This is a genomic window from Endozoicomonas acroporae (genome assembly GCF_002864045.1).
GTDB lineage: Bacteria > Pseudomonadota > Gammaproteobacteria > Pseudomonadales > Endozoicomonadaceae > Endozoicomonas > Endozoicomonas acroporae.
The window spans coordinates 36475-56007 of record NZ_PJPV01000169.1 but is presented as its reverse complement, the minus strand read 5'-3'; the positions used below and the strand labels follow the sequence as shown (position 1 = coordinate 56007).

The 19533-nt window shown below is 48.7% G+C and carries 19 protein-coding genes; 13 read left to right on the top strand and 6 right to left on the bottom strand.

Features of this window, described 5'->3' with window-relative positions; genetic code table 11:
• The first annotated feature begins 240 nt into the window (after positions 1-240).
• Positions 241-1197 (top strand): archaetidylserine decarboxylase, encoded by a 957-nt coding sequence (gene asd, locus CX664_RS22490; protein ID WP_101748892.1) that lies wholly within the window; start codon positions 241-243, stop codon positions 1195-1197.
• An 87-nt stretch (positions 1198-1284) separates the two neighbouring features.
• Here asd and CX664_RS22485 read toward each other — a convergent pair whose 3' ends face one another.
• From CX664_RS22485 to CX664_RS22470, 3 genes are all read right to left on the bottom strand, one after another.
• Complete coding sequence (locus CX664_RS22485) at positions 1285-4068, bottom strand: coiled-coil domain-containing protein (protein WP_146000231.1); 2784 nt, start codon at positions 4066-4068, stop codon at positions 1285-1287.
• Positions 4069-4778: 710 nt separating this feature from the next.
• Positions 4779-5048 (bottom strand): hypothetical protein, encoded by a 270-nt coding sequence (locus tag CX664_RS25930; RefSeq protein ID WP_146000230.1) that lies wholly within the window; start codon positions 5046-5048, stop codon positions 4779-4781.
• A gap of 260 nt (positions 5049-5308) precedes the next feature.
• Positions 5309-7279 (bottom strand): coiled-coil domain-containing protein, encoded by a 1971-nt coding sequence (locus CX664_RS22470; RefSeq protein WP_146000229.1) that lies wholly within the window; start codon positions 7277-7279, stop codon positions 5309-5311.
• A gap of 452 nt (positions 7280-7731) precedes the next feature.
• On the opposite strand from CX664_RS22470, the gene CX664_RS22465 reads away from it, so the two are divergent.
• The 4 genes from CX664_RS22465 to CX664_RS22450 all read left to right on the top strand — a co-directional run bounded on the left by CX664_RS22465 (position 7732) and on the right by CX664_RS22450 (position 11229).
• Entirely contained in the window at positions 7732-8331 is a 600-nt protein-coding gene (locus CX664_RS22465) for a hypothetical protein (protein ID WP_338063480.1), read from the top strand.
• 254 nt (positions 8332-8585) lie between these two features.
• Entirely contained in the window at positions 8586-9287 is a 702-nt protein-coding gene (locus CX664_RS22460) for an MlaA family lipoprotein (protein WP_219622267.1), read from the top strand.
• 260 nt (positions 9288-9547) lie between these two features.
• A complete protein-coding gene (locus tag CX664_RS22455) occupies positions 9548-10723 on the top strand; it encodes a SpoIIE family protein phosphatase (protein WP_101748886.1) in 1176 nt (391 codons plus the stop codon).
• Between the two features lie 2 nt (positions 10724-10725).
• Positions 10726-11229 (top strand): STAS domain-containing protein, encoded by a 504-nt coding sequence (locus CX664_RS22450; protein ID WP_101748885.1) that lies wholly within the window; start codon positions 10726-10728, stop codon positions 11227-11229.
• A gap of 27 nt (positions 11230-11256) precedes the next feature.
• On the opposite strand, the gene dusA is transcribed toward CX664_RS22450, so the two are convergent.
• Positions 11257-12264 (bottom strand): tRNA dihydrouridine(20/20a) synthase DusA, encoded by a 1008-nt coding sequence (gene dusA / locus CX664_RS22445; protein WP_101748884.1) that lies wholly within the window; start codon positions 12262-12264, stop codon positions 11257-11259.
• Positions 12265-12921: 657 nt separating this feature from the next.
• Here dusA and recQ point away from each other — a divergent pair.
• The 8 genes from recQ (at position 12922) to CX664_RS22405 (ending at position 17801) form a co-directional block, all read left to right on the top strand.
• Positions 12922-15102, top strand: a complete 2181-nt coding sequence (recQ, locus tag CX664_RS22440; protein ID WP_101748883.1) for a DNA helicase RecQ — start codon at positions 12922-12924, stop codon at positions 15100-15102.
• 179 nt (positions 15103-15281) lie between these two features.
• On the top strand, positions 15282-15689 hold the full coding sequence (locus CX664_RS22435; RefSeq protein ID WP_101748882.1) for a hypothetical protein: 408 nt from the start codon (positions 15282-15284) through the stop codon (positions 15687-15689).
• A 38-nt stretch (positions 15690-15727) separates the two neighbouring features.
• A complete protein-coding gene (locus CX664_RS22430; protein ID WP_180966591.1) occupies positions 15728-15874 on the top strand; it encodes a TadE family protein in 147 nt (48 codons plus the stop codon).
• Positions 15874-16407, top strand: coding sequence for a TadE/TadG family type IV pilus assembly protein (locus CX664_RS22425; RefSeq protein ID WP_101748880.1), 534 nt, complete (start codon positions 15874-15876; stop codon positions 16405-16407). Before CX664_RS22430 ends, CX664_RS22425 begins: the two co-directional genes overlap by 1 nt.
• A 52-nt stretch (positions 16408-16459) precedes the next feature.
• Positions 16460-16705 carry a hypothetical protein gene (locus CX664_RS22420; RefSeq protein WP_101748879.1) on the top strand — a complete coding sequence of 82 codons (246 nt, stop codon included), beginning with the start codon at positions 16460-16462 and terminating at the stop codon, positions 16703-16705.
• Between the two features lie 194 nt (positions 16706-16899).
• Positions 16900-17235: a CpaE/TadZ family protein gene (locus tag CX664_RS25925; RefSeq protein ID WP_146000227.1), complete on the top strand. Its 336-nt coding sequence runs from the start codon at positions 16900-16902 to the stop codon at positions 17233-17235.
• Positions 17236-17306: 71 nt separating this feature from the next.
• Positions 17307-17549: a hypothetical protein gene (locus tag CX664_RS22410; protein ID WP_101748877.1), complete on the top strand. Its 243-nt coding sequence runs from the start codon at positions 17307-17309 to the stop codon at positions 17547-17549.
• Between the two features lie 45 nt (positions 17550-17594).
• On the top strand, positions 17595-17801 hold the full coding sequence (locus tag CX664_RS22405) for a tetratricopeptide repeat protein (protein WP_101748876.1): 207 nt from the start codon (positions 17595-17597) through the stop codon (positions 17799-17801).
• A gap of 89 nt (positions 17802-17890) precedes the next feature.
• Here the strand turns inward: CX664_RS22405 and CX664_RS27910 are convergent, their stop codons facing one another.
• A complete protein-coding gene (locus tag CX664_RS27910) occupies positions 17891-18694 on the bottom strand; it encodes a group II intron maturase-specific domain-containing protein (protein WP_276328513.1) in 804 nt (267 codons plus the stop codon).
• 13 nt (positions 18695-18707) lie between these two features.
• Positions 18708-19202 carry a reverse transcriptase domain-containing protein gene (locus CX664_RS27905; protein WP_276328512.1) on the bottom strand — a complete coding sequence of 165 codons (495 nt, stop codon included), beginning with the start codon at positions 19200-19202 and terminating at the stop codon, positions 18708-18710.
• Positions 19203-19533: the final 331 nt, after the last annotated feature.

The window sequence follows — 19533 nt, the reverse complement described above, 5'->3', positions numbered from 1 at the left end:
CCGGTCACATAGCTACGGCTATGCTCCCTCCGTTGTGCCTCGCATAGTACCAGCCCAAGTAGCCAGAAATATTCGATTCCATATGGCCAGCTACTTAACCGCTAATCAATGGGATCCCTCAAGGGGTCCCTGTCCTGAAGTTATTGACTTCAGAAACCCGGTTCCCGGGTAACTTTTTTCTCTTTTCGCGGTCTAACCTTTCAACCAACTACCTGGAAGGCACTGACCGCGAAACCCTGCATGCTCTGTTTACAGCGAATACTACTTACCGGCTGCATTATTCTGACAGCAATTTTCAGCTTTTCTGAACGTTCTATAGCTGAGCAGCCCCCTGTCCGGTCAGAAACTGCTTACAGCTTCCCCCCCTACCTGCAAAGGCTGCTGCCTCACCAATTGATCAACTATCTGGCTCACTCCCTTGCTGAAAAAAAGTGGCCGTGGCTTAAAAATCAGTTAATCAGCGAATTCACTGCCAGAAACAATATCGATTTGAGTGAAGCGCTTCATGAGAATCCTGATAACTATCAGAACTTTAACGACTTTTTTACACGCGCTCTGAAAAAAGGAGCACGCCCGCTCCCGGAAGACCCGGATCTGATCATCAGCCCGGTAGATGGCACTATCAGTCAGATGGGAGCCGTTGACAACGGCCGGATTTTTCAGGCAAAGCGACATGATTACAGCCTTTCAGCGTTATTTGCCGGAGACAATCAGCTGGCCAGCCGATTCAAGCATGGCCTGTTTATGACTATCTACCTCTCCCCGGGGGACTATCATCGTGTTCATATGCCCACCCGCGGAACCCTGAGACAAATGATTTACGTCCCGGGCTCACTTTATTCCGTGAATGCTGCAACGGCACAGGATATTCAAGGGTTATACGCCCGCAACGAGCGGGTAATCAATATTTTTGCAACCGACTATGGCGAGATGGCGGTCATCATGGTGGGAGCCATGGTTGTCGGCAGCATGGAAACCGTCTGGGCTGGGCCGGTGAAACCCGCATCACGGCAGATTACATGGCAGAACTATATAAACAGGCCTGTCCATCTGGAGCGTGGTGATGAAATGGGGCGATTCAAATTGGGATCAACAGTTATTGTTCTTTTTGCCAATACCGAAGTGGGCTGGCTTGAACACCACCAGCCAGACAACAAAATAAAAATGGGGACTGCCATTGGCAGCGTTCCGGATTGAATCAATTTTTTTACAGCGGTATTCATTCCATGCACATAAAAATACCTCTGAATCGCTTCAGAGGTATCCTCAGCCAGATGATAAGTGTCACGCTTCGTCGCTGCTATCTCCGTTGAGAGGCATTGTTAACGATTCCATGGTGTCCATATCCCTTGTAGTACTCGTACTATAGTAAATACTTTCCGAACGAGTTTCAGAGTCAAAACTCTCACTTAATAATTCCTGAATGTCAGGGGAAGGATCACGCAAGTAGTTATCCTCCGAGGATGAAAAGCCGTCTCCATAACGTCCAATCGGTGTCAGGCCGCCTATCAAACTGGAGCCATCCTGCAGGTGGGTCGGCCTTGATTGAACCATTGTCCCATCAGCTGTTGATTGACTCTGTAATTGCAATGAAGTGTACGCTGAATCCCCACCTGCCTGGTTCAGGCGACTCTGGCTGATACTGCCAGCTGCACCCTCAACCCCCAGGTCGGCAGCAAGCCCTCTCTGGATCTCATACTGGGACACGTCATCAAAGCCTGGTGTACTCATCACCAATGAAGAAGAGCCTGACTCAATAGACCTCTCTTCTCTTTTAATGGTGACACTTGTCTTGCTAGTACTTTCCAGCAGCTCTGTTCTTGATTCCAGACAAGCAAGTCTATTTTCGTTCTGCCCCTGCTCCGTTCTTATCGTCGAGAACTCTTTACCCAGCCCTTCCAATTCACTCTTTATATCATTCACCATTGGTCCAAGGTTCGGGATATTAATAATTGATTCTATTTTGCTGATAAATTCCTGTATTTTTCCCTCACAACTTTGTAAACGAACACTGAAGTCATCCATACGCTTACCTGTCATTTGTACACCACCTTTCAGTTCAAGAATGCTTTTTTTAATACTGTCGATTCCCTCCTGTTGTTCTCGTTTCTCCTGGAGCTCAACTTCTGCTTTATTCATTAAAGAAATGTAACTATTGATGGTTGCCGCCCCCTTCTTACGCTCCAGTTCAGATTCAGCCAGTTTTTGCTGCAGCTGATCGATCTGTTCACGCTGCGTATCTATCTGTGTCTGGGATACCCTTTGATGTTCCTGGAGTATCGCAATTTCTTGTTCTTTTACTGCAACATCGTGGCGTAATCTTTGAATTTCTTCCTTATTACCTTCAGCTTTAGCGGTAGCCAATTCGGCACCAAGGCCACATACCTGAGTGTTCAGATCACGAATCTCTTTCTCACGCGCCGAAATTGATGACAAATGAGTCTGAATTAATTCCTGTTGACTCTGGATCGTTTTTTGAAAATTTTCAATATCTGTTTTATGAGATTTCTGTTCCTTCATCAGAGCCTGATCCGTTTTACCCTTTTCAAGTAAAGTTGCATCGTACAGGGCCCGGTTATCCCTGGCCTGCTTATGAGCTGTTGTCAATTCACCCGTTAGTTTCTGATTTTTCTGCTGTAACTCTGTATTGAGGGTTTTTGTATTATTAAACTCCGTTTCCATGCGATGCATAGTGCCAAGTTCTGACACCTGTTGTTCGATTCGTTGCTCTAAACCTTTAATAATTTTTTCATTTTCTTTCTGTTCTTGCTCCAGGTGAGCAGCCCGTCCCTTACTTTGACCCACCTCCTCCCGTAAAGAGTCAACTTCTTTTCCCATTCGTGCACGTTCAGTATTGAGATTTTCTATTGACTCCAGTTTCTCCTTTAGCGTTGTCTGCAGTTGCCTGGCGCATTCCGATACGTGATTTTTATCCGCCTGAACCCTGGTCAGCTGTTGCTCCAGGGAAAGTGCCTCTTTCTTTATTTCCGAAAGTTCATTTTGCGTATCACTTAATAAATTCTCCGAGCGGGTCAGTTGGTCATTGGCAACCTCCAGACTGGTTTTCGTTTTATGTAGTTCATTTTGCAACCGGGTCTCATTTTTCCGATATGAGTCCAACTCTTCTTTTAACTGGTTCTTCTCCAGGTTTATTGCAGACAGCGCCTGCCCATCCCGCTCAATCTCTTTGTTCAAAAAAGCCACGCGACGATCCATGTTCTCAATAGTCGCTGACAGCCCTGACTTTTCAGTCACCAGCTCTGACATTGCGGATTTCAGCTGAAGATTCTTCTCAGCCTCTGCATACATCTTGCCTTCAGCATTGCTTGCATGGTCTAACGCGCGATTGAGCTGACCTTCCAGAGATTGTTTATCCGCATGGGCAGATTGCAACTCAGTGTTTAGTCGGGCTACCTCTTGCTCTGCCTCGCTCCATTTCAATTGAACCTGCTCTGATTGCTCTCTCTCCCCTTTGAGCTCCTGGTTGACACTATTAAGAGTGTCACTCATCTGCCCCTGTAACTCAGTTAATGATTCATTCTTCGCCAGTAGCTCCTCGATTGTTTGACCAGCCATCTGGTGAGAGTCCAGGAGTCGCTCGGTGCAATCAGTCATGCGCTGGCTCGCATTCTCCCATCTTGAGGATCTTCGCTCCGTCGCTAATAATTCAGTATATCTGTCAGGAGGAATATCAGCTCTTTTTGCCAGCTCACGACGCTGGTGTTCACTGACTTTTAGTTTTTCCCCGGTGTTACGAAGTGCCATGCGAAGTTCGTTTTTCTGCGCTCTCAGCTCATTGTTGTGTTCCTTCAACCTGGACATAGCCTCAGGGTTAACATGATCAACAACACGACCATCAAAAGGGGGAGAGCCATCAAATGATGGCGCTGGCCCTGCTGCATACTGATGCCCTGACAAATGAGGCGTGCCAGCCTCGTGATTAGCTACTCCACTCCCCCCCCAGGAAACCTGCCTCTGCCCTGTTTCGGGAACAGACGACGGCGCACCGGTATATAAGCCGTGTTGTGACACCGCGGGGGGAGGTGTCATGATATTGCTATAAGACATTTTATTACCTTGCATTTTTTTGTTGGGCCAAAATAACAATGCTTGGAGAAGATAAAGCTGGAGAAAGTTGCATGAATTCATATTTTTTTTAAAATCAAAAGACAGTGTTTTAATTTCAATATCCGATAACTCATTATCTGAAAACCAGGGAGAGAAAACTCGACAATCGGGTTGTTCGGGTTTTAGACCAATTTATCGCAACCGCACGACTGCATGGATGCAGGAGCTAGCCCGGATATTTCATAAACTGCCCCGAATCTCGCGTAGGACTTTGTCGCTCTAAGGGATTTTGTGAGGGAGCGCCGTACCGGGGAGTACGGTCGACTGAACAAAACTCCCTTAGAGCGGCAAAGGACAAGCGAGAGCGGGAGCATGTTTATGAAATATCCGGGCTAGAGCAACGCAGGAGCAGTTGCCGTGAAAGACAGTCTTAAGTCTGGTACACCGTTTCAATGAGTTTGAGGTGTATAATCTCCGCGCAGGATGCATGGATGAAGGGTGATTGGCACAGTCTTGGGTATGGTCTTTACACCTTCGACTCCGCTTGGGACGAACGAAGTCTGGGCGTCATTGATGGAGAAAATCCATCAATTACATTGAAATCATGTATCAGGGGAACGCAGGAGCAGTTGCCGCGCAGGGCAGACTTAAGTCCGGCAGGCTTCTCGAAGGCTGACTATGCAAGCATAAACCAGGTAGCATAGCCGTAGCTATACTTCCGGATTATCGGGTACAGTTGAAGCATCCGCTTCCAGCCTGGAAGACACTGGCAGACTGTCCGTGTTAGCGCCGGAATCGGCCCGATCAGGCGTTTTTACCCATATCTTCCGACTAAGCCAACCGGTGCTCTGTCGTATAGAATCGGCAATAGCCGTACTCTTTTTCCATGTCCATGAGGCCATGGGCTTCGCTCCGTAATCAAAAGCCAGATACAAGGATTTGTAGAGCTGGCTATAGGGCCACTTCACTAAACCAATCATGACACTATCCAGCCGAACTGCAGCCACCGAGTTGCTTGCTGTTGATGAGGCCCGATCTATCCCTGGAGGACCATTATCAGAAGCTACGTCTACCATAGTGGAACATTCAGTCATCAAAGCTGCGCCCAGATCTTGTCGGGCTGTCTGCTCATTTAGACTTACAGTCCAAGGTAGTATATCAGTCTTCAATTGGTGCAAGGTGGAAACATCTGCTCCACCTGTTGCTTGCGATAATGCCGTCCTTTGGGTTGCTACTGGCGTTATGGCTTTTGTTCAACATTTTCGGATTCTACTACCTCATTTGCAGCTACTAACCCAGTCATTTCAGCCCGAGGTAATTCAGCGGCGCTTTGATCGTCATGCCGTTGTTGTTCCTGCAGCGCCTTAAGTTCAATGACTGCTTGCTGTTGTTCCTGCAGCGCCTTAAATTCATTGACTGCTTTCAATAAACGATCAATCTCGTGATGCAATCCCTGATTTTGTGTCAGCAGTTTGTACTTTTCTTCATCAACAGATTTTGATTTAGCGTTAAGCTCCTCGATTGTCATACCGTCAGCTTCAAGCCTTTTCTTTAATGCTTCTTTTAAATCTGTTGGATCCGCACTATCCGAACGTTTTCCAGTAATCAACATTTCAAGAGAATTTAAGTCTTCATCTTGCTTTACTTTTTCTTCTGAAAGTTTTCTATTTTCTTCAACCAAACGAGCTACATCAACATCGTTATCATCAAGTTTTTCCCTGAGATTACGCAACTCTTCAGAAAGGGCCAGAACATTGTTTTCTGCAATATGAAGCTTACCAGTTATATTATCCAGCTCATGTTGAGTACCGACATTGACGTTTACCACTTCCTGCTCCGAGTTACCGTGGACAGGCATACCCAGCGACTCTCCGTCCTCAGAAATTGCCTGTTTTATCAGTAATTCAAGCCCCGCTCCTGGCAGGGCACCTTCGACCATGAGAGACTCAGCATCCGAGGAACCAATCGCTGTCTGGGCATCCGTATTGACCAGCACCGTTAGTGGTTGCTCCTCTACCTGGGAAGCTGTGTCGACCCGCTCCCGGGGTTCACTTACTGTGACTTCAGATGTCTGCACTCCACGTGAATCCTTTGGAATATCCAGTATCGCCTGAAGCTCCTTAATACGACTCTCAAGCTGTGATCGGGTATGAATTTCGGCCTTTGCTTCTGCGTCTTTTTGTTTAAGCAGAATATTGTATTGCTCCTTGAAACTCTTTAATTGATCACAAGATTTACTGTATTGTTGTTCAAGCTGAGATACTTGGACTCTAAGCGATGTTTCCACAAACTGCCGGCTTTCATTATTAACACATTGATCTTTCATCATCTGATTCAATTCGCTGCATTCCGCCCTCAGCTTTTGAACCTGCTCTTCGTTTTTAGCGTCGATAGCCTTAATAGCTTCTTCATAACCATCCGCTAATTTCTCCATATCAGATTGATGCGTCGCCGAAAGCTCCTTCAATTCAAGCTTATGCTGATCATCTGACTTCATCGTTTCAACGTTATGCTGACCTGATAATCTGCGTATCTCTGCCTCGTAAAGACCCTCTAAATCAGACATTAGCTGTTGGTCTGCTGCTAATTTGCTCTCAAGATTACGAATTACATCAGCCTGTTCCTGTCTGGCCCGCATATCACCTTCCAGATCATGATCGCGCTGCTGCCGGGCTGCTTCAAGCTCTTTGGAAAGCTCTGCAATGCGTACCGATTTTTCAGCCAGTTGTTTGTCCAATGCAACTCCTATATCCTGATAACGTTTAAGGTTATCTGCATTATTGATCTCAAGGCCATCTGCACGGTTGGCTAAAAGTTGCAGCAGATCATTGAGCTCGTGATTTCTCATCTGCTCCCGTTTTAATTTAAGCTCCAACTGCTTGGCCTGATCATTAACCTGATCGTTCAGGCTCTTTAACTCACCGGAGTGGGTCTTCCAGGCTGCCAGCTGGTCAGAAACCTGTGCATGCCTGGAATCAGATTCTTGTTTGTGCTGCTTAAGCTTCCCTACTTCCTGAACCTGCTTTTCCACCATTGGCAGGAGCTTTTGCACCGGCTCTTCAACCCTGGCAATCTTGCGGAACAGGAGTTTCATGCCTCTGCCCGCATCATAGGCCAGAGAGGCAGGGATAAGTATCGGGCTAAGCACAATAGTGGCAAAGTATCCAAACGGGCCAAGCTTGCCAACAAGCCATTTTCCCCATTTGATCAAACCGGGCTTGTTAAAGCCCAGGTCATCAACCGCAGCTTTGGTTGTTTGATGTATTGCATTGGCTCCATCGTTCACACCCTTGATAGCGGATGAATAAGCCGTATCCGGCCCAGCATTGGCAGCCAGGGTTTTCACCGGATTATCAGTTACAGGTCCCATGATCATTCCCTCTCAATGTTTTTATTTGAAATCGATAAATTTGAACTCTTGTTTTAGAGTGGAAAGTTATTAATTAGTTTCCCAGTCAAATAAATATTTTATAAATAAAAAAATAATTTTTGATGCTATTAAAGAATAACGAGGTGTTTATTCCCGATTCACTATTAATGTGATTGTACAAACCGGTGCTCCCACAAGTGAAGACAGCAGATTATGGTGTCTGAGTTTTCAGCAGCAAAAGAACTTCTTATGCCTCTCTTTGACCACTCTACAAAAGTTAATTCAATACCAGTATTCTGGCCTTTGTGTCTGTTCCTTTCCTGGTGTCACTGTCATTGACCCATTTCCTGGGCGATGCATTAAACGAGTATTCCTTCAGTGAGATTGCCTTAGTCACCTTTTTGATTACCACGACGCCGGTATCACTCGGGGTGATCTTCCGCCATTTTAAAACGTCGATTGCAGTAAAGATTGAAACCGGGCTCGAACGTTTGGCTTACGTACTGTGGACCATCATCGTGCTTGGTGCAGTGGCGTCCGCCGCCGAAAATGTTATGACTAACTTTTCCCAAGTGGTTATGGGACTTCTTTTCTTACCCATTGTGATGACGTGTTTTGGTTTAATATTGGGACGATTGTCTAATCTCACCCGTACCGAGTCCAAAACCCTTGCCATTGAAGCCAGCATTCAGAATTCCCCCATGGCGCTGACCCTGACGGTATTGATCAGTGGCGTGAGTTCAGGCTTGCCAGACCTGGCCCTGCCAGCAGCGGTGTATTCGCTGACGATGTATGCGGTTGCGTTCCCGGCCGTGATTTTGTTACGTCGATGGGGTGATGGGGCCAAACAGACTCCGGGCTTTAACCCGACAGCTGATTCACCGGCGGGGTGATACCGGGACATTTGGACAATGGCGATGGGACAGGGAGATTGTTCTCAACCTATGAAGCTGACCATGGGTTGGCAATAGTAGATGAGATCAAGTTAGAATAACCTCTTAATCGCTTTTTTTATAACTCATCCCGACAGCTAACCGTCCAGGACAACCGTTTGCGAAACTCATCCCGTCATTGCATGCAACAGACAACAGGTGTGCCTGAGTCATTGAAGACGTTGAAAATTAACAAGGAATCAAGGATCAAACGTGTGAATCATTCTCCTGCGTTTATTGTTCGTTCAGTTGTCGTAATGGTACTGACACTCTTGCCCGCTTTGACGTTTGGCACTGAACCCGTCTCTTACGATGATCCACTGGAGTGCTGGAACCGCCGAGTGTTCAAACTGAATGACACCCTGGATCACTATGCCTTGAAGCCAGTGGCAAAGACCTACCACTTTGTCACCCCCGGGCCGGTGCAAACCTTAGTCAGCAACTTTTTCAGCAACCTCGGGGAACTGAGAAATATCGCCAGTGCCGGCGTCCAGCTCAAAGGGCAGGATGCACTGGTGTCATCAGGCCGCTTCATCATCAATTCAACGGCGGGTATTCTTGGCCTGATTGATGTAGCAACGCCCATGGGGCTTGATAAGCGCTACAGCGATTTCGGGCTGGCTTTTGCCAACTGGGGGGTACCTTCCGGACCTTACCTTGTGCTTCCGTTACTTGGCCCGAGTACGTTGCGTTCCGGTGTTGGCCGAATTCCTGATGCATTCACCAATCCGGTAGCCTATCATGACACTGAGCGGGATCGCTGGATTCTCGACGGCATTGACCTTATCAATAGACGCGCTCAATTTCTGGATGCTGAAGAGCTGATTCTTGGAGACCGTTACACGTTTATCCGGGACACCTATTTACAAAGACGTGAATATTTGATCACCGGCCAGCTGCCTGAAGATGACTTCTAACTATAAACCGTCAATGACAATCGCATCAGCCATTGGCTCCGATGACTTTAGGGCCTGTTGACGTTTCGTTGCGTGCTCAGCACGCAACGAAACGTCAACAGGCCCTGGGCAAACACATTAATTTGCCAATACTCCCGCTTGCAGCCAAGGCAGCTTGGGAGTATTTTTCCCTTAACTTTACATTTTAATGTGGTTTTTTTTATCCGAATGTATCGGGTTCAAGCGGGTCCTTATCTTCACTTTACTTTGCGGGTGTATCCATGACCGGCAGTACCATTCTGGTTATCGACGATGACACTATAGTACGTGAAAGCATTGTCGCCTACCTGCAAGGCATTGGCTTCAAAACCCATGAAGCCGGAAATGGACAACAGGGCCTGCATATTTTTCGTGACTGCCATCCAGACCTGATTTTGTGTGATCTTCGCATGCCGATCATGGATGGACTCACCATGCTGAGCCAGGTGCGCAGTGAAGCCAGTGACATACCCTTTATTGTTGTCTCCGGCGCTGGCGTTATGACCGATGTGGTAGAAGCCCTGCACCTTGGTGCCAGCGATTTCCTGGTGAAGCCGATCGTGGATCTTGAGGTATTAGAGTACGCCATCCACCGAGCTCTTGAAAAAGCCCAGTTACTGATGGAAAACAAGCGCTACCGGGCCAGCCTCGAAGAAGCCATCAACTCTTTGAAGAGCAGCCTGACCCTGCTGCAGGAGGACCAGAAAGCCGGCCGTCAGGTGCAGATGAATATGCTGCCCAGACACCCGCTGGAATACAGGGATTTCAAAGTTGACCACAACATCATCCCATCCCTCTATTTAAGCGGGGATTTTGTCGACTATTTCACGCTCAGCGACCACAGTTTTGCCTTTTATCTGGCCGATGTTTCCGGGCATGGCGCGTCATCTGCTTTTGTTACTGTGCTTCTCAAGCATATGTCCATCAGCCTGCTTCAGGACTATCACAACAACGGCGGCAAAATCAGGGTCAAACCTTCACATGTGCTGAGCTACATCAATCAGAGCCTGCTGAAAACCGGACTGGGAAAACATGTCACCGTGTTTGGTGGCATAGTCAATACCCGTGACCAGACGCTTACCTACTCGTTTGGCGGACATTTTCCATTACCCGTGATCGCTGAAGAAGGCAAAAAGGTCCGTTTTCTTGAAGGCAAAGGCTTACCGGTAGGATTGTTTGAGGATGCTGTTTATGAGGATGTCATTATAGACTTGCCCCGGCAATTCAGCTTAACTATTCTTTCAGATGGTATTCTTGAGGTTTTGCCCCAGAAAAGCCTTAAAGAAAAGGAAGATCATTTATTATCGGTTATCGGAGAAGGTGCCGACACCATAGCGACATTGACCGAAAGGCTGGGGCTCAATGATATTCAGGAAGCTCCTGATGACATTGCAATGTTAATACTGGCTCGATACTGATTATGACACCCGGAAAAATTCAGTTTGCCGAAAGCGAAGGTACCTACGTACTGAAGCTGATCGGAGAAGTTCGACTCACCCTATGCTCCAGTCTGGAGAATCTGCTTCAGGCCATGTTCGAAGAGCCGCGATTTCGTTCTGTGATTGTTGACCTTTCAGAGGCGGAAACCATCGACAGCACGTCACTGGGGCTATTGGCGAAATTATCCATTATGGCCAGAAAGCAGATAGACCAGCGGCCAGTGCTGATATCTCCCCGCCCTGATATCACCAGAATCCTTATGAGCATGGGTTTTGAGCGAATCTTTATCATTGTTGAAGATGTCGCCGGTCAGACCTGCGAATACCAGGACATTGAATGCGAGGAGTGCAGTGAGGAATCCATTCATGCCCGGGTACTGGAAGCCCACAGGACACTGATGAGCCTGAATGAAAACAACCAGAAGGCCTTCAGTGACCTGGTTAAACAACTGGAGCGTTGCAGGCAGCCAGAGGTGACTGCCTGACGTTTGTTTTCACATTGCCTTCAGGTATTACACGCTTTCCACAAGCCTGACAGCATCAAGCAGCACATCAATCCCGGCACCGGCTTTATGGGCATTTTCACTGATATGCCGGCGAAAACGACGGCCGCCGGGCACACCATGATAAAGCCCCAACATATGGCGGGTAATATGGCTGAGCCATGTTCCCCTGGCAAGCTCTGACTCAATATAGGGCAGCATCTTCTCGATCACTTCAGCGCGACTCTTCACGGGCTGCTGACAACCATAGAGGCGACCATCCACCTCGGATAGCAGATACGGATTCTGGTAGGCTTCACGACCGAGCATCACACCATCCACGTACTGCAGGTGATGATCGATCTCCTCAAAGGTCTTGATTCCGCCATTAATAGAAATATTCAGCCCGGGAAACTGCGTTTTAAGCGCATACACCCAATCTGGCTTTAACGGCGGAATATCCCGATTCTCTTTCGGAGAAAGCCCTTCCAGAACGGCAATACGGGCATGAACAATAAAGGTATCGCACCCCGCCTGTGCCACGGTACCGACAAAGTTCAGCAACTCTTCCCAGGACTCGCGACCATTAATACCAATGCGATGCTTTACCGTTACCGGAATGGCCACACGCTCTTTCATGGCTCTGACAGCATTGGCAACGGTTTCCGGCTCAGCCATCAGACACGCCCCGATACGGCCATTTTGCACCCGGTCACTGGGACAGCCCACGTTCAGGTTCACTTCCTGATAACCTCGTTCTTCCGCCAGCCCGGCGCAAAAGGCAAGGTCGCTGGCATCGTGTCCACCGAGCTGAATGGCCAATGGGTATTCAAATGCATCATGCTGTAAAAAACGGTCTTTATCGCCGAACACCAGGGCACCGGTGGTGACCATCTCGGTGTACAGCAGTGCCCGCTCAGACAGGACGCGGTGGAAGTAGCGGCAGTGTCGGTCCGTCCAGTCCATCATCGGTGCCACGGAAAATCGCCGATCCGGTGAAACCACCGTTGTCTCTTTATTAGCTTTAGGTTGATTCATTAACCACTAAGGTCCACTGAAATAATCTGAAAAACCCCGAAATCGACTGCCATTTGCTACGTATTTGCTACGCATTTACTACCCAATAGAAGTAGTGAAACACGACCTCAGAACCCTGAAAAAATAGCGTTCAAGTATGACAACCTCAACAAGAAAAACAAAGTCGGGAAATGTGCGATATGCCGTTCAGATTCAAAAAGTCATTAGAGGTGACAAGTGCTCCTGGCCCACCATTTCAATGAGTTTGGGGTGTATTCTCCGTTCACCCTGAGCGGAGTCGAAGGGTGATTGGCACAGTCCTCAGGGTATGGAGTTTGCGCCCTTCGACTCCGCTCAGGACGAACGGAGTTTGGGCTTCATTAATATAGAGAACCCGTCAAATACATTGAAACCGTGAACTAGACACACCCTGAGTATTTTTCTTAGCAAAAAACAGTGGGAAGGCTATTCTTGCTTAAAACCGAAAGGCTACGGAGGGCAAAGGGTGATTGCCTGTTCCCCTGTGCTGGTGAAAATAACTTCAATAAACATTACCAAATCAATTTCCACGGGCCAGCCTTTTTGAATCAGCAAAAAAAGTTGAAAATGGCAGCATAAAGACGGTAAAAAGGACAACCACTGGAATTTCTATCCTGAACAGCCTGAATCCAAATAGCTATGTCCGCACCAGCACTAGAAATACTCAATTCCGTCTTTGGATACGATGCATTTCGCTCACACCAGAGCGCCATTATTGACAACATATTGGCTCGTAACGACACGCTGGCCATCATGCCCACCGGTGGTGGAAAGTCCATCTGTTACCAGATCCCGGCGCTGATCTTTCCGGGCCTGACCCTGGTGATCTCACCGCTGATCTCCCTGATGGAAGATCAGGTTCATCAACTGACGTCTCTGGGCATCCCTGCCGCCCTGTTAAACAGCACGCTGAGCAGTGCGGATTATCATAACACCCTGGGCCAGGTGCAGAATGGCAGTATCAAGCTGCTCTATATGGCACCGGAAACCCTGATGCTGGAACGTACGCAACAGTTGCTCAGCACCCTCAACATTGACTGCCTGACCATTGATGAAGCCCACTGCATCTCCGAATGGGGCCATGATTTCCGCCCGGAATACCGGCAACTGGCAGAGGTGCGCCGACACTTTCCAAATGCCGTCTGTGTGGCACTGACCGCCACCGCCACACCAAGGGTACAGCAGGATATAAAAACCAGCCTGCAGATGTCCGACAGCAATGAGTTTATCGCCAGCTTTAACCGGACCAACCTGTTTCTGGAGGTGATGGAGAAAAAGAAGCCGGTTGACCAGACCCTGCAACTGATTGAGAAATACCAGAACCAGTCTGGCATTATCTACTGCAATTCCAGAAAACAGGTGGATGAACTGACGCAGATTCTGGCGGATAACGGTTGTTCCGTAGCGCCCTATCATGCCGGGCTTGCCAGTGAAGTACGCAAGGCCAACCAGTCCGCTTTTATCCGGGATGATATTCAGATCATGGTGGCCACCGTGGCGTTTGGTATGGGCATCAATAAATCCAACGTTCGTTTTGTCCTCCACTTTGATATGCCCCAGAATATTGAAAGCTACTATCAGCAGATCGGCCGTGCCGGGCGGGATGGTCTGCCTGCCAACTGTCACTTCCTGTTCAGCTATGGCGATATTCAGAAGGTCAAGTTCTTTATCAACCAGAAACCCGATTCGGAACAGCGTATCGCCAACCAGCACCTGAACGCCCTGATCGGCTATGCCGAATCCGAGGAGTGCCGAAGAGCACCGCTGCTGCACTATTTCGGTGAAGCCTATAGCCAGGAAAACTGCCAGCTCTGCGACAACTGCCTATCCGAAAAACAACCGTTTACTGATGTGACCGTGCCCGCCCAGAAACTGCTCTCCTGCATCTATCGCACAGGCCAGCTCTTTGGTGTGTCCTATGTGATTGATGTGCTGCGGGGTTCAAAATCGAAAAGAATCCGGGAGCGCCAACATGACCAGATTCCCACCTACGGCATCGGTACTGAATTGACCAGACCCCAGTGGCAGCAGCTGGCCCGTAAATTGATACAGGAAAACCTGGTACTTCAGGATGCGGAATACGGCAGCTTAAAACTGACCGACAATGCCCGTGCCGTGCTCAAAGGGGCTCAGCAAATCCAGCTCAGGCTCACCCAAAGAGCAGAACCCGCCAGTAAAGCAGCAACAGAGAAACAGGGCAGTCTGGATTATAACCACGAGCTGTTTGATATTCTCAGGGCCTGTCGCAAGGTGCTGGCAGATCAGGAGAACGTGCCGCCTTACATTATTTTTTCCGACAAAACCCTGATTGAGATGTCGGCCAGATTTCCACAATCCAGGGACAGCCTGTTACAGGTCAGTGGTGTTGGCCAGGTAAAACTGGATCACTATGGGGATGCGTTTCTCCATGAAATCCTGTCATTCTGCAAAAAACATCAGATAGAAGAGATTGCACAACCTTCTGCCAGTGACAGCCGCCCTCGTTATCGAACAGCAAGCCGGGGCCGACATGTTGAGGTTGGGGAGTCGTTCAGCCAGCATAACTGTCTCAACCGTCTTCAGGAGGAGTTTAATCTGAAGCTGTCTACCCTGCTCAGCCATCTCTATAAATACCAGACGGAAGTCGCTCATCTACCGGTTTCGGATGCTTTTCTCCAACAGTCCCGGCTATTGCCTGCACAACAGGCTGGTGTTCTGGAAGCCATAAACACCCATGGTACTGATCGTTTACGACCACTGTTTGATGCCATGCAGGAACAGGTTTCTTATGATGAGCTGCATCTGTTAAGGCTGCACTATCTGGTTCAACATCCGCAATAACTCACGGACAAAAGCGGCGACAACAGATAATAATCAAAAAGGATTCGGCTTGTCGCAGGGTATGAACTCACCGAAGAAATATCCGTTCAAATGGTATACAGACAAAATATTGACCAAAGTCACACAAACTATAGACACAAGCTGATTAATATATGTCCAGCGATTGCAGGGATATTATTATGTCCGCACGGTTAACCGATGCCGGTACCGGTGGCTTACTGGCCACCCGGGTACAGCCGGGCATGCGGGCGGTGAGCGTTCGGGTAGATTATCTTCAAGACAATGCCAATCAAAACATGCAGTGCAACAGAACAGAGTGTGAAACCAACCGGCGTATTTTGAAAATGCCCGTTGCACCCAGCTGTGGCGTTGAAGATTTGGATAACAAAGAATTTGCCTGCTTCTTTATGCTGGAACCGGCTCGAGTGTTCATTGATGATGTAGATGAAGAGCGGGGTTGGACCAACATTGATCTTGAATATCGTACAGAGTTCATTGCACAGCATATCCCATGCCCTGCCATTACTAATGAAGAGAAGATCAGTGGTGCCTATGATGTGGTTCTCTATGATGGGCCAGGGGCATGAACAGAGATAACTATAAGAACACCAACAGGCAGCAAGGGATGTCAGCTGTTGAATTTGCCATGGTTTTACCTTTTTTGATAGCACTGTTAATTACCACGGTTGAATTTGGTCGAATGTATTACAGCTATCAGCGCCTGGATCTCAGCATCACCATGCAGGCACAGGCATCCATGAGGGTTTTCTAATGATAGCGGGCACCTGTTTTAATATTTCAAAGCGACAACAGCAGGGTGTAGCCGCGGTGGAATTTGCCCTGATTGCCCCGGTGCTGTTCGCTCTGATTCTGGGCATTTTTGATTTTGGTCGTATGATGTTCACTATGAACCTGCGGCAGGAATCCACTCGTCGGACAGAGGAAGCCGCTACATTCCTGTTTCCTGACGCCAGTGGTATTGAATCTGCCAAAGAGGCGGGAATGCTGAAAGCTGACGGCAGCCGCAGTGCATTAATTAATGGACTGACCACCAGTCATATTGATCTGGCCTATCTGGATGTGGATGGCAGCGTGATTGCCTCCCCGGCTAACTGTGCTGCCTATAATTCCATCCGTTTTGTCAGGGCTCAACTCGCGCAGGGGAGTGACGGCTATTCATTTGAATTTGTCACTCCGGTCAATCTGATGGGGTTCCCCAAAACCATGGCCATGCCCCCTTTCCAGGTTATTCTGCCCAGGGAGAGCCTGGGTTGGACAAACAGTGGTACGCCGTGCAGTAGCTGATAAGAACAATACCCATAATAAAGTCAGAAGGCAGATGTCAGTGAGTTTATCTATGAAAAATACCAAACCAGCCAGCCGTGCCCCCCTCTATCCGGAACAAAAGCAGGAACAACTGGAAGTACTGTTGACGGGTGATTCAGAGCAGTCCCTGGATTGGTTGAATGCCATTCTGACATCGGTAGTGGAGATTAATAGCCAACGCCTGTTACTGAAGGGTGAAGACACATTCACACAACTACTCCAGCAACAACAACCGGTTGACGTCATCATTCACCGACTGAGCCAGCAACCGGAGTAACAACTTAATGCTCTGTCATCGCTGCTTCCGGTAATAAACAACACTGCCGGAAAAACGACGCTGATCGTTATCGGACCTGCCGATCAACCATTGCTGATGAGAGCCGCCATGCGGGCCGAAGCCAGTGATTACCTGCCAGAGCCATTTTTATCCAGGATCAGGCCGACGATATCTGCCTGGTTATTCAGCAGGATATGCTTTCCCTCCGCAATGCCCTGCGCTGGCTGGACTTGTCGGAAAGTGAACTTGGGCTTTCCCGGGATCAATTCACTATCGTCGTCAACCGGTATCACCCCCGCCTGCCCATCAGGGTCAATGATATCTGCAACACGCTCAAGGTGGGCGAGGTTGTCACCATTCCCGGTGATTATCACCGGGTAAGCAACAGCCTCAATTCTGGTAAGCCACTGCTTAAGCAAGCCCCGAAGGCCAGTGTTACCAAAGCGGTAGTGGCTCTGCACAGCCGTTTTACCGAGCAGAATGAAGCTCCATCGAGACTGTCGGCACTGGTTAAACGTCTGTTCGGTTAAACCATATCAGAACCATTGAGCTGGCAAACAATGCTATAAAAGCTGAATTACAGGATGCGCTCAACCCCGAAATGGAGAATGCGGAAATAAAAGAGACAGATAGCGCCAGGGATCAAGGTTATTTGGCCAGCCTGAAACTGGCTGGACTTTACCAGCAGACCGGACAGCAAGCACTGGCAGAGCGTATTTACCAACAGGTAGTGAATGATCATCCCTACCCTATTGCGGCATTGGAAGCTCTGGGGCTTATCAGGCTGCAAGGCAGGCAAAATGAGCAGGCAGAGACACTGCTAAACAGGGCGATGTCACTTTAGCGACAGCAGTCTGAAAATATTGGTGACAACTCTGAACGTAATGCGATGACTGGCTATCAGCCAATACGATCACTCAATGGTCTTGGCGTTCTTGCTGATCTGAGCAAAGATTACCAGCGGGCAGAACGCTTTTATCGGGAGGCACTGACCCTCACCCCTAATGATCCAACCCTGCTTAATAACCTGGGCAAGGTGCAGCAGGTGAATGAGTCTTTATCAAGTCCAGCAGACAACCTGAACCCTCATCAGTAGGCTGCCTTCAGGAAATGTCTATCGGGTAAGGGCTGGTCTTTCTCCGGCCCTCCCCACAGCACCCGGCATGCGGGTCCGCACCGGGCGGTTCAACAATGATGGTGAAACCTGATCCATAAGTCTTTCAATGAAACAAGCCCAATTTTCGCGAGGTAACTGTTATTCAGTGCCTGTTGTACCGCATAAGTTTTACTCAGACGGTAATACCCTTTGCTGCTGGCTGCGATCTTGGCGGCGTTCACTTTATCAACGCCTAACCTGACCAGATTCTTAAAACGGGTTTTCGGCTTGCGCCATTGCTTCAGAAAGCAGCAACGGATTCGCCGACGTATCCATTGATCCAGCAGGGGAATTGGTCGGTAATATTCCGATAACCGGAAATACCCCATCCAACCCCGGATATATTGTGCCAATTTGCGTAACCGATGTTGCATTGAGACACCCCAGCGACGACTGGTCAACTTGAGTATCCGGTATTTGAATCGGTCCAGACACTTCTGGACCCAGCGAACTTTCTTCCCTGTGAAGGTGAAACTCAGGAATTCGCTTTCTGTTGCTTTCACAACTTTACTTTTCCGGGAGTTAATCTTCAGTTTCAATTTGCGTTCAATGAATTGGGTAATACTGTGCATCACCCGATCCCCTGCACGCTGACTTTTGACGAGAATCACAAAATCATCACAGTACCTTGCAAAGCAATGACCCCGATATTCAAGCTCCTTGTCGAGTTCGTCGAGGACCACATTAGACAGTAAGGGTGATAAAGGCCCACCCTGTGGCATGCCTACCCTGGTAGGGTAGACATTGCCCTCAATCATGACACCGGAGCGCAGGTAGCGACCAATCAGTTTCAGAAGGCGTTTGTCGTGGATCTTACGGGAGACCCTCGACATCAAAACGTCGTGATTAACCGTATGACCGCCATGGAAGGTGGGAAGTCTGGTTTTGCAGGAGCAAAAACCAGCCAAAGAATTTACTCAGATCAACGTCAACGGCGTAATGTAGCCCCCCGTTGATCAACTGCTTAACCTGACGGACTCCGTCGTGTGCTGACCGTCCCGGTCGGTAGCCAAAGCTGTTTGGGGAAAATCCCGGGTCAAAGACAGGCGTCAGCACCTGCACAATGGCCTGCTGTATGACCCTGTCGATCACGGTTGGGATTCCCAGCAAGCGTTCACCGCCGTCCGGCTTTTCTATCACATGCCGGCGCACGGGTGACGGCTGGTAGGTTCCGTCCAATAAGGCTTGACGCACTGAAGGCCAATGCTGTTTGGCAAAGTCTGGATAAGCTTGAATGGTGACTCCATCGATACCCGGAGCACCCTTGTTGCTTCTGACCTGTTTCCATGCGCTTGCCAGATTAGCCGGTTCAAGTACGCAATTTAGTAGATCATGGTTCAAAGCTGGTTAAAGATTCTGTCGCCAGGTACGGTGAGTCGCCGGACGGCTGCATCGCCCTGAGGGAATCAGTCTCCTCTTTGTCATCGATGTTCGGCCCTTCGCTGACGACTTCCCGTCCATTAATGACTTTTGTCGTACAACTACTGTGGCCTCTGCTGACTTCTGTCCAATCACCGCGCGGAGTTGCCTCTGCTGGCGCTATTGGTTGCCATCGGGTTTGCTCGAACAGGATGATGAGTCACTGTTCGCCGAGCCTGTTGTAACCAGTGGCTGAGAACTGGGAACTTACCAATCGCATGTTGAACAGATCTCCCCGGATAAGGACATGGAC

Coding starts and splice junctions, on each gene's coding strand:
- asd (WP_101748892.1), top strand. CDS start 241: ATGCTCTGTTTACAGCGAATACTACTTACCGGCTGCATTATTCTGACA.
- CX664_RS22485 (WP_146000231.1), bottom strand. CDS start 4,068: ATGTCTTATAGCAATATCATGACACCTCCCCCCGCGGTGTCACAACAC.
- CX664_RS25930 (WP_146000230.1), bottom strand. CDS start 5,048: ATGATTGGTTTAGTGAAGTGGCCCTATAGCCAGCTCTACAAATCCTTG.
- CX664_RS22455 (WP_101748886.1), top strand. CDS start 9,548: ATGACCGGCAGTACCATTCTGGTTATCGACGATGACACTATAGTACGT.
- CX664_RS22450 (WP_101748885.1), top strand. CDS start 10,726: ATGACACCCGGAAAAATTCAGTTTGCCGAAAGCGAAGGTACCTACGTA.
- dusA (WP_101748884.1), bottom strand. CDS start 12,264: ATGAATCAACCTAAAGCTAATAAAGAGACAACGGTGGTTTCACCGGAT.
- recQ (WP_101748883.1), top strand. CDS start 12,922: ATGTCCGCACCAGCACTAGAAATACTCAATTCCGTCTTTGGATACGAT.
- CX664_RS22435 (WP_101748882.1), top strand. CDS start 15,282: ATGTCCGCACGGTTAACCGATGCCGGTACCGGTGGCTTACTGGCCACC.
- CX664_RS22430 (WP_180966591.1), top strand. CDS start 15,728: ATGTCAGCTGTTGAATTTGCCATGGTTTTACCTTTTTTGATAGCACTG.
- CX664_RS22425 (WP_101748880.1), top strand. CDS start 15,874: ATGATAGCGGGCACCTGTTTTAATATTTCAAAGCGACAACAGCAGGGT.
- CX664_RS22420 (WP_101748879.1), top strand. CDS start 16,460: ATGAAAAATACCAAACCAGCCAGCCGTGCCCCCCTCTATCCGGAACAA.
- CX664_RS25925 (WP_146000227.1), top strand. CDS start 16,900: ATGCTTTCCCTCCGCAATGCCCTGCGCTGGCTGGACTTGTCGGAAAGT.
- CX664_RS22410 (WP_101748877.1), top strand. CDS start 17,307: ATGGAGAATGCGGAAATAAAAGAGACAGATAGCGCCAGGGATCAAGGT.
- CX664_RS22405 (WP_101748876.1), top strand. CDS start 17,595: ATGACTGGCTATCAGCCAATACGATCACTCAATGGTCTTGGCGTTCTT.
- CX664_RS27910 (WP_276328513.1), bottom strand. CDS start 18,694: ATGTCGAGGGTCTCCCGTAAGATCCACGACAAACGCCTTCTGAAACTG.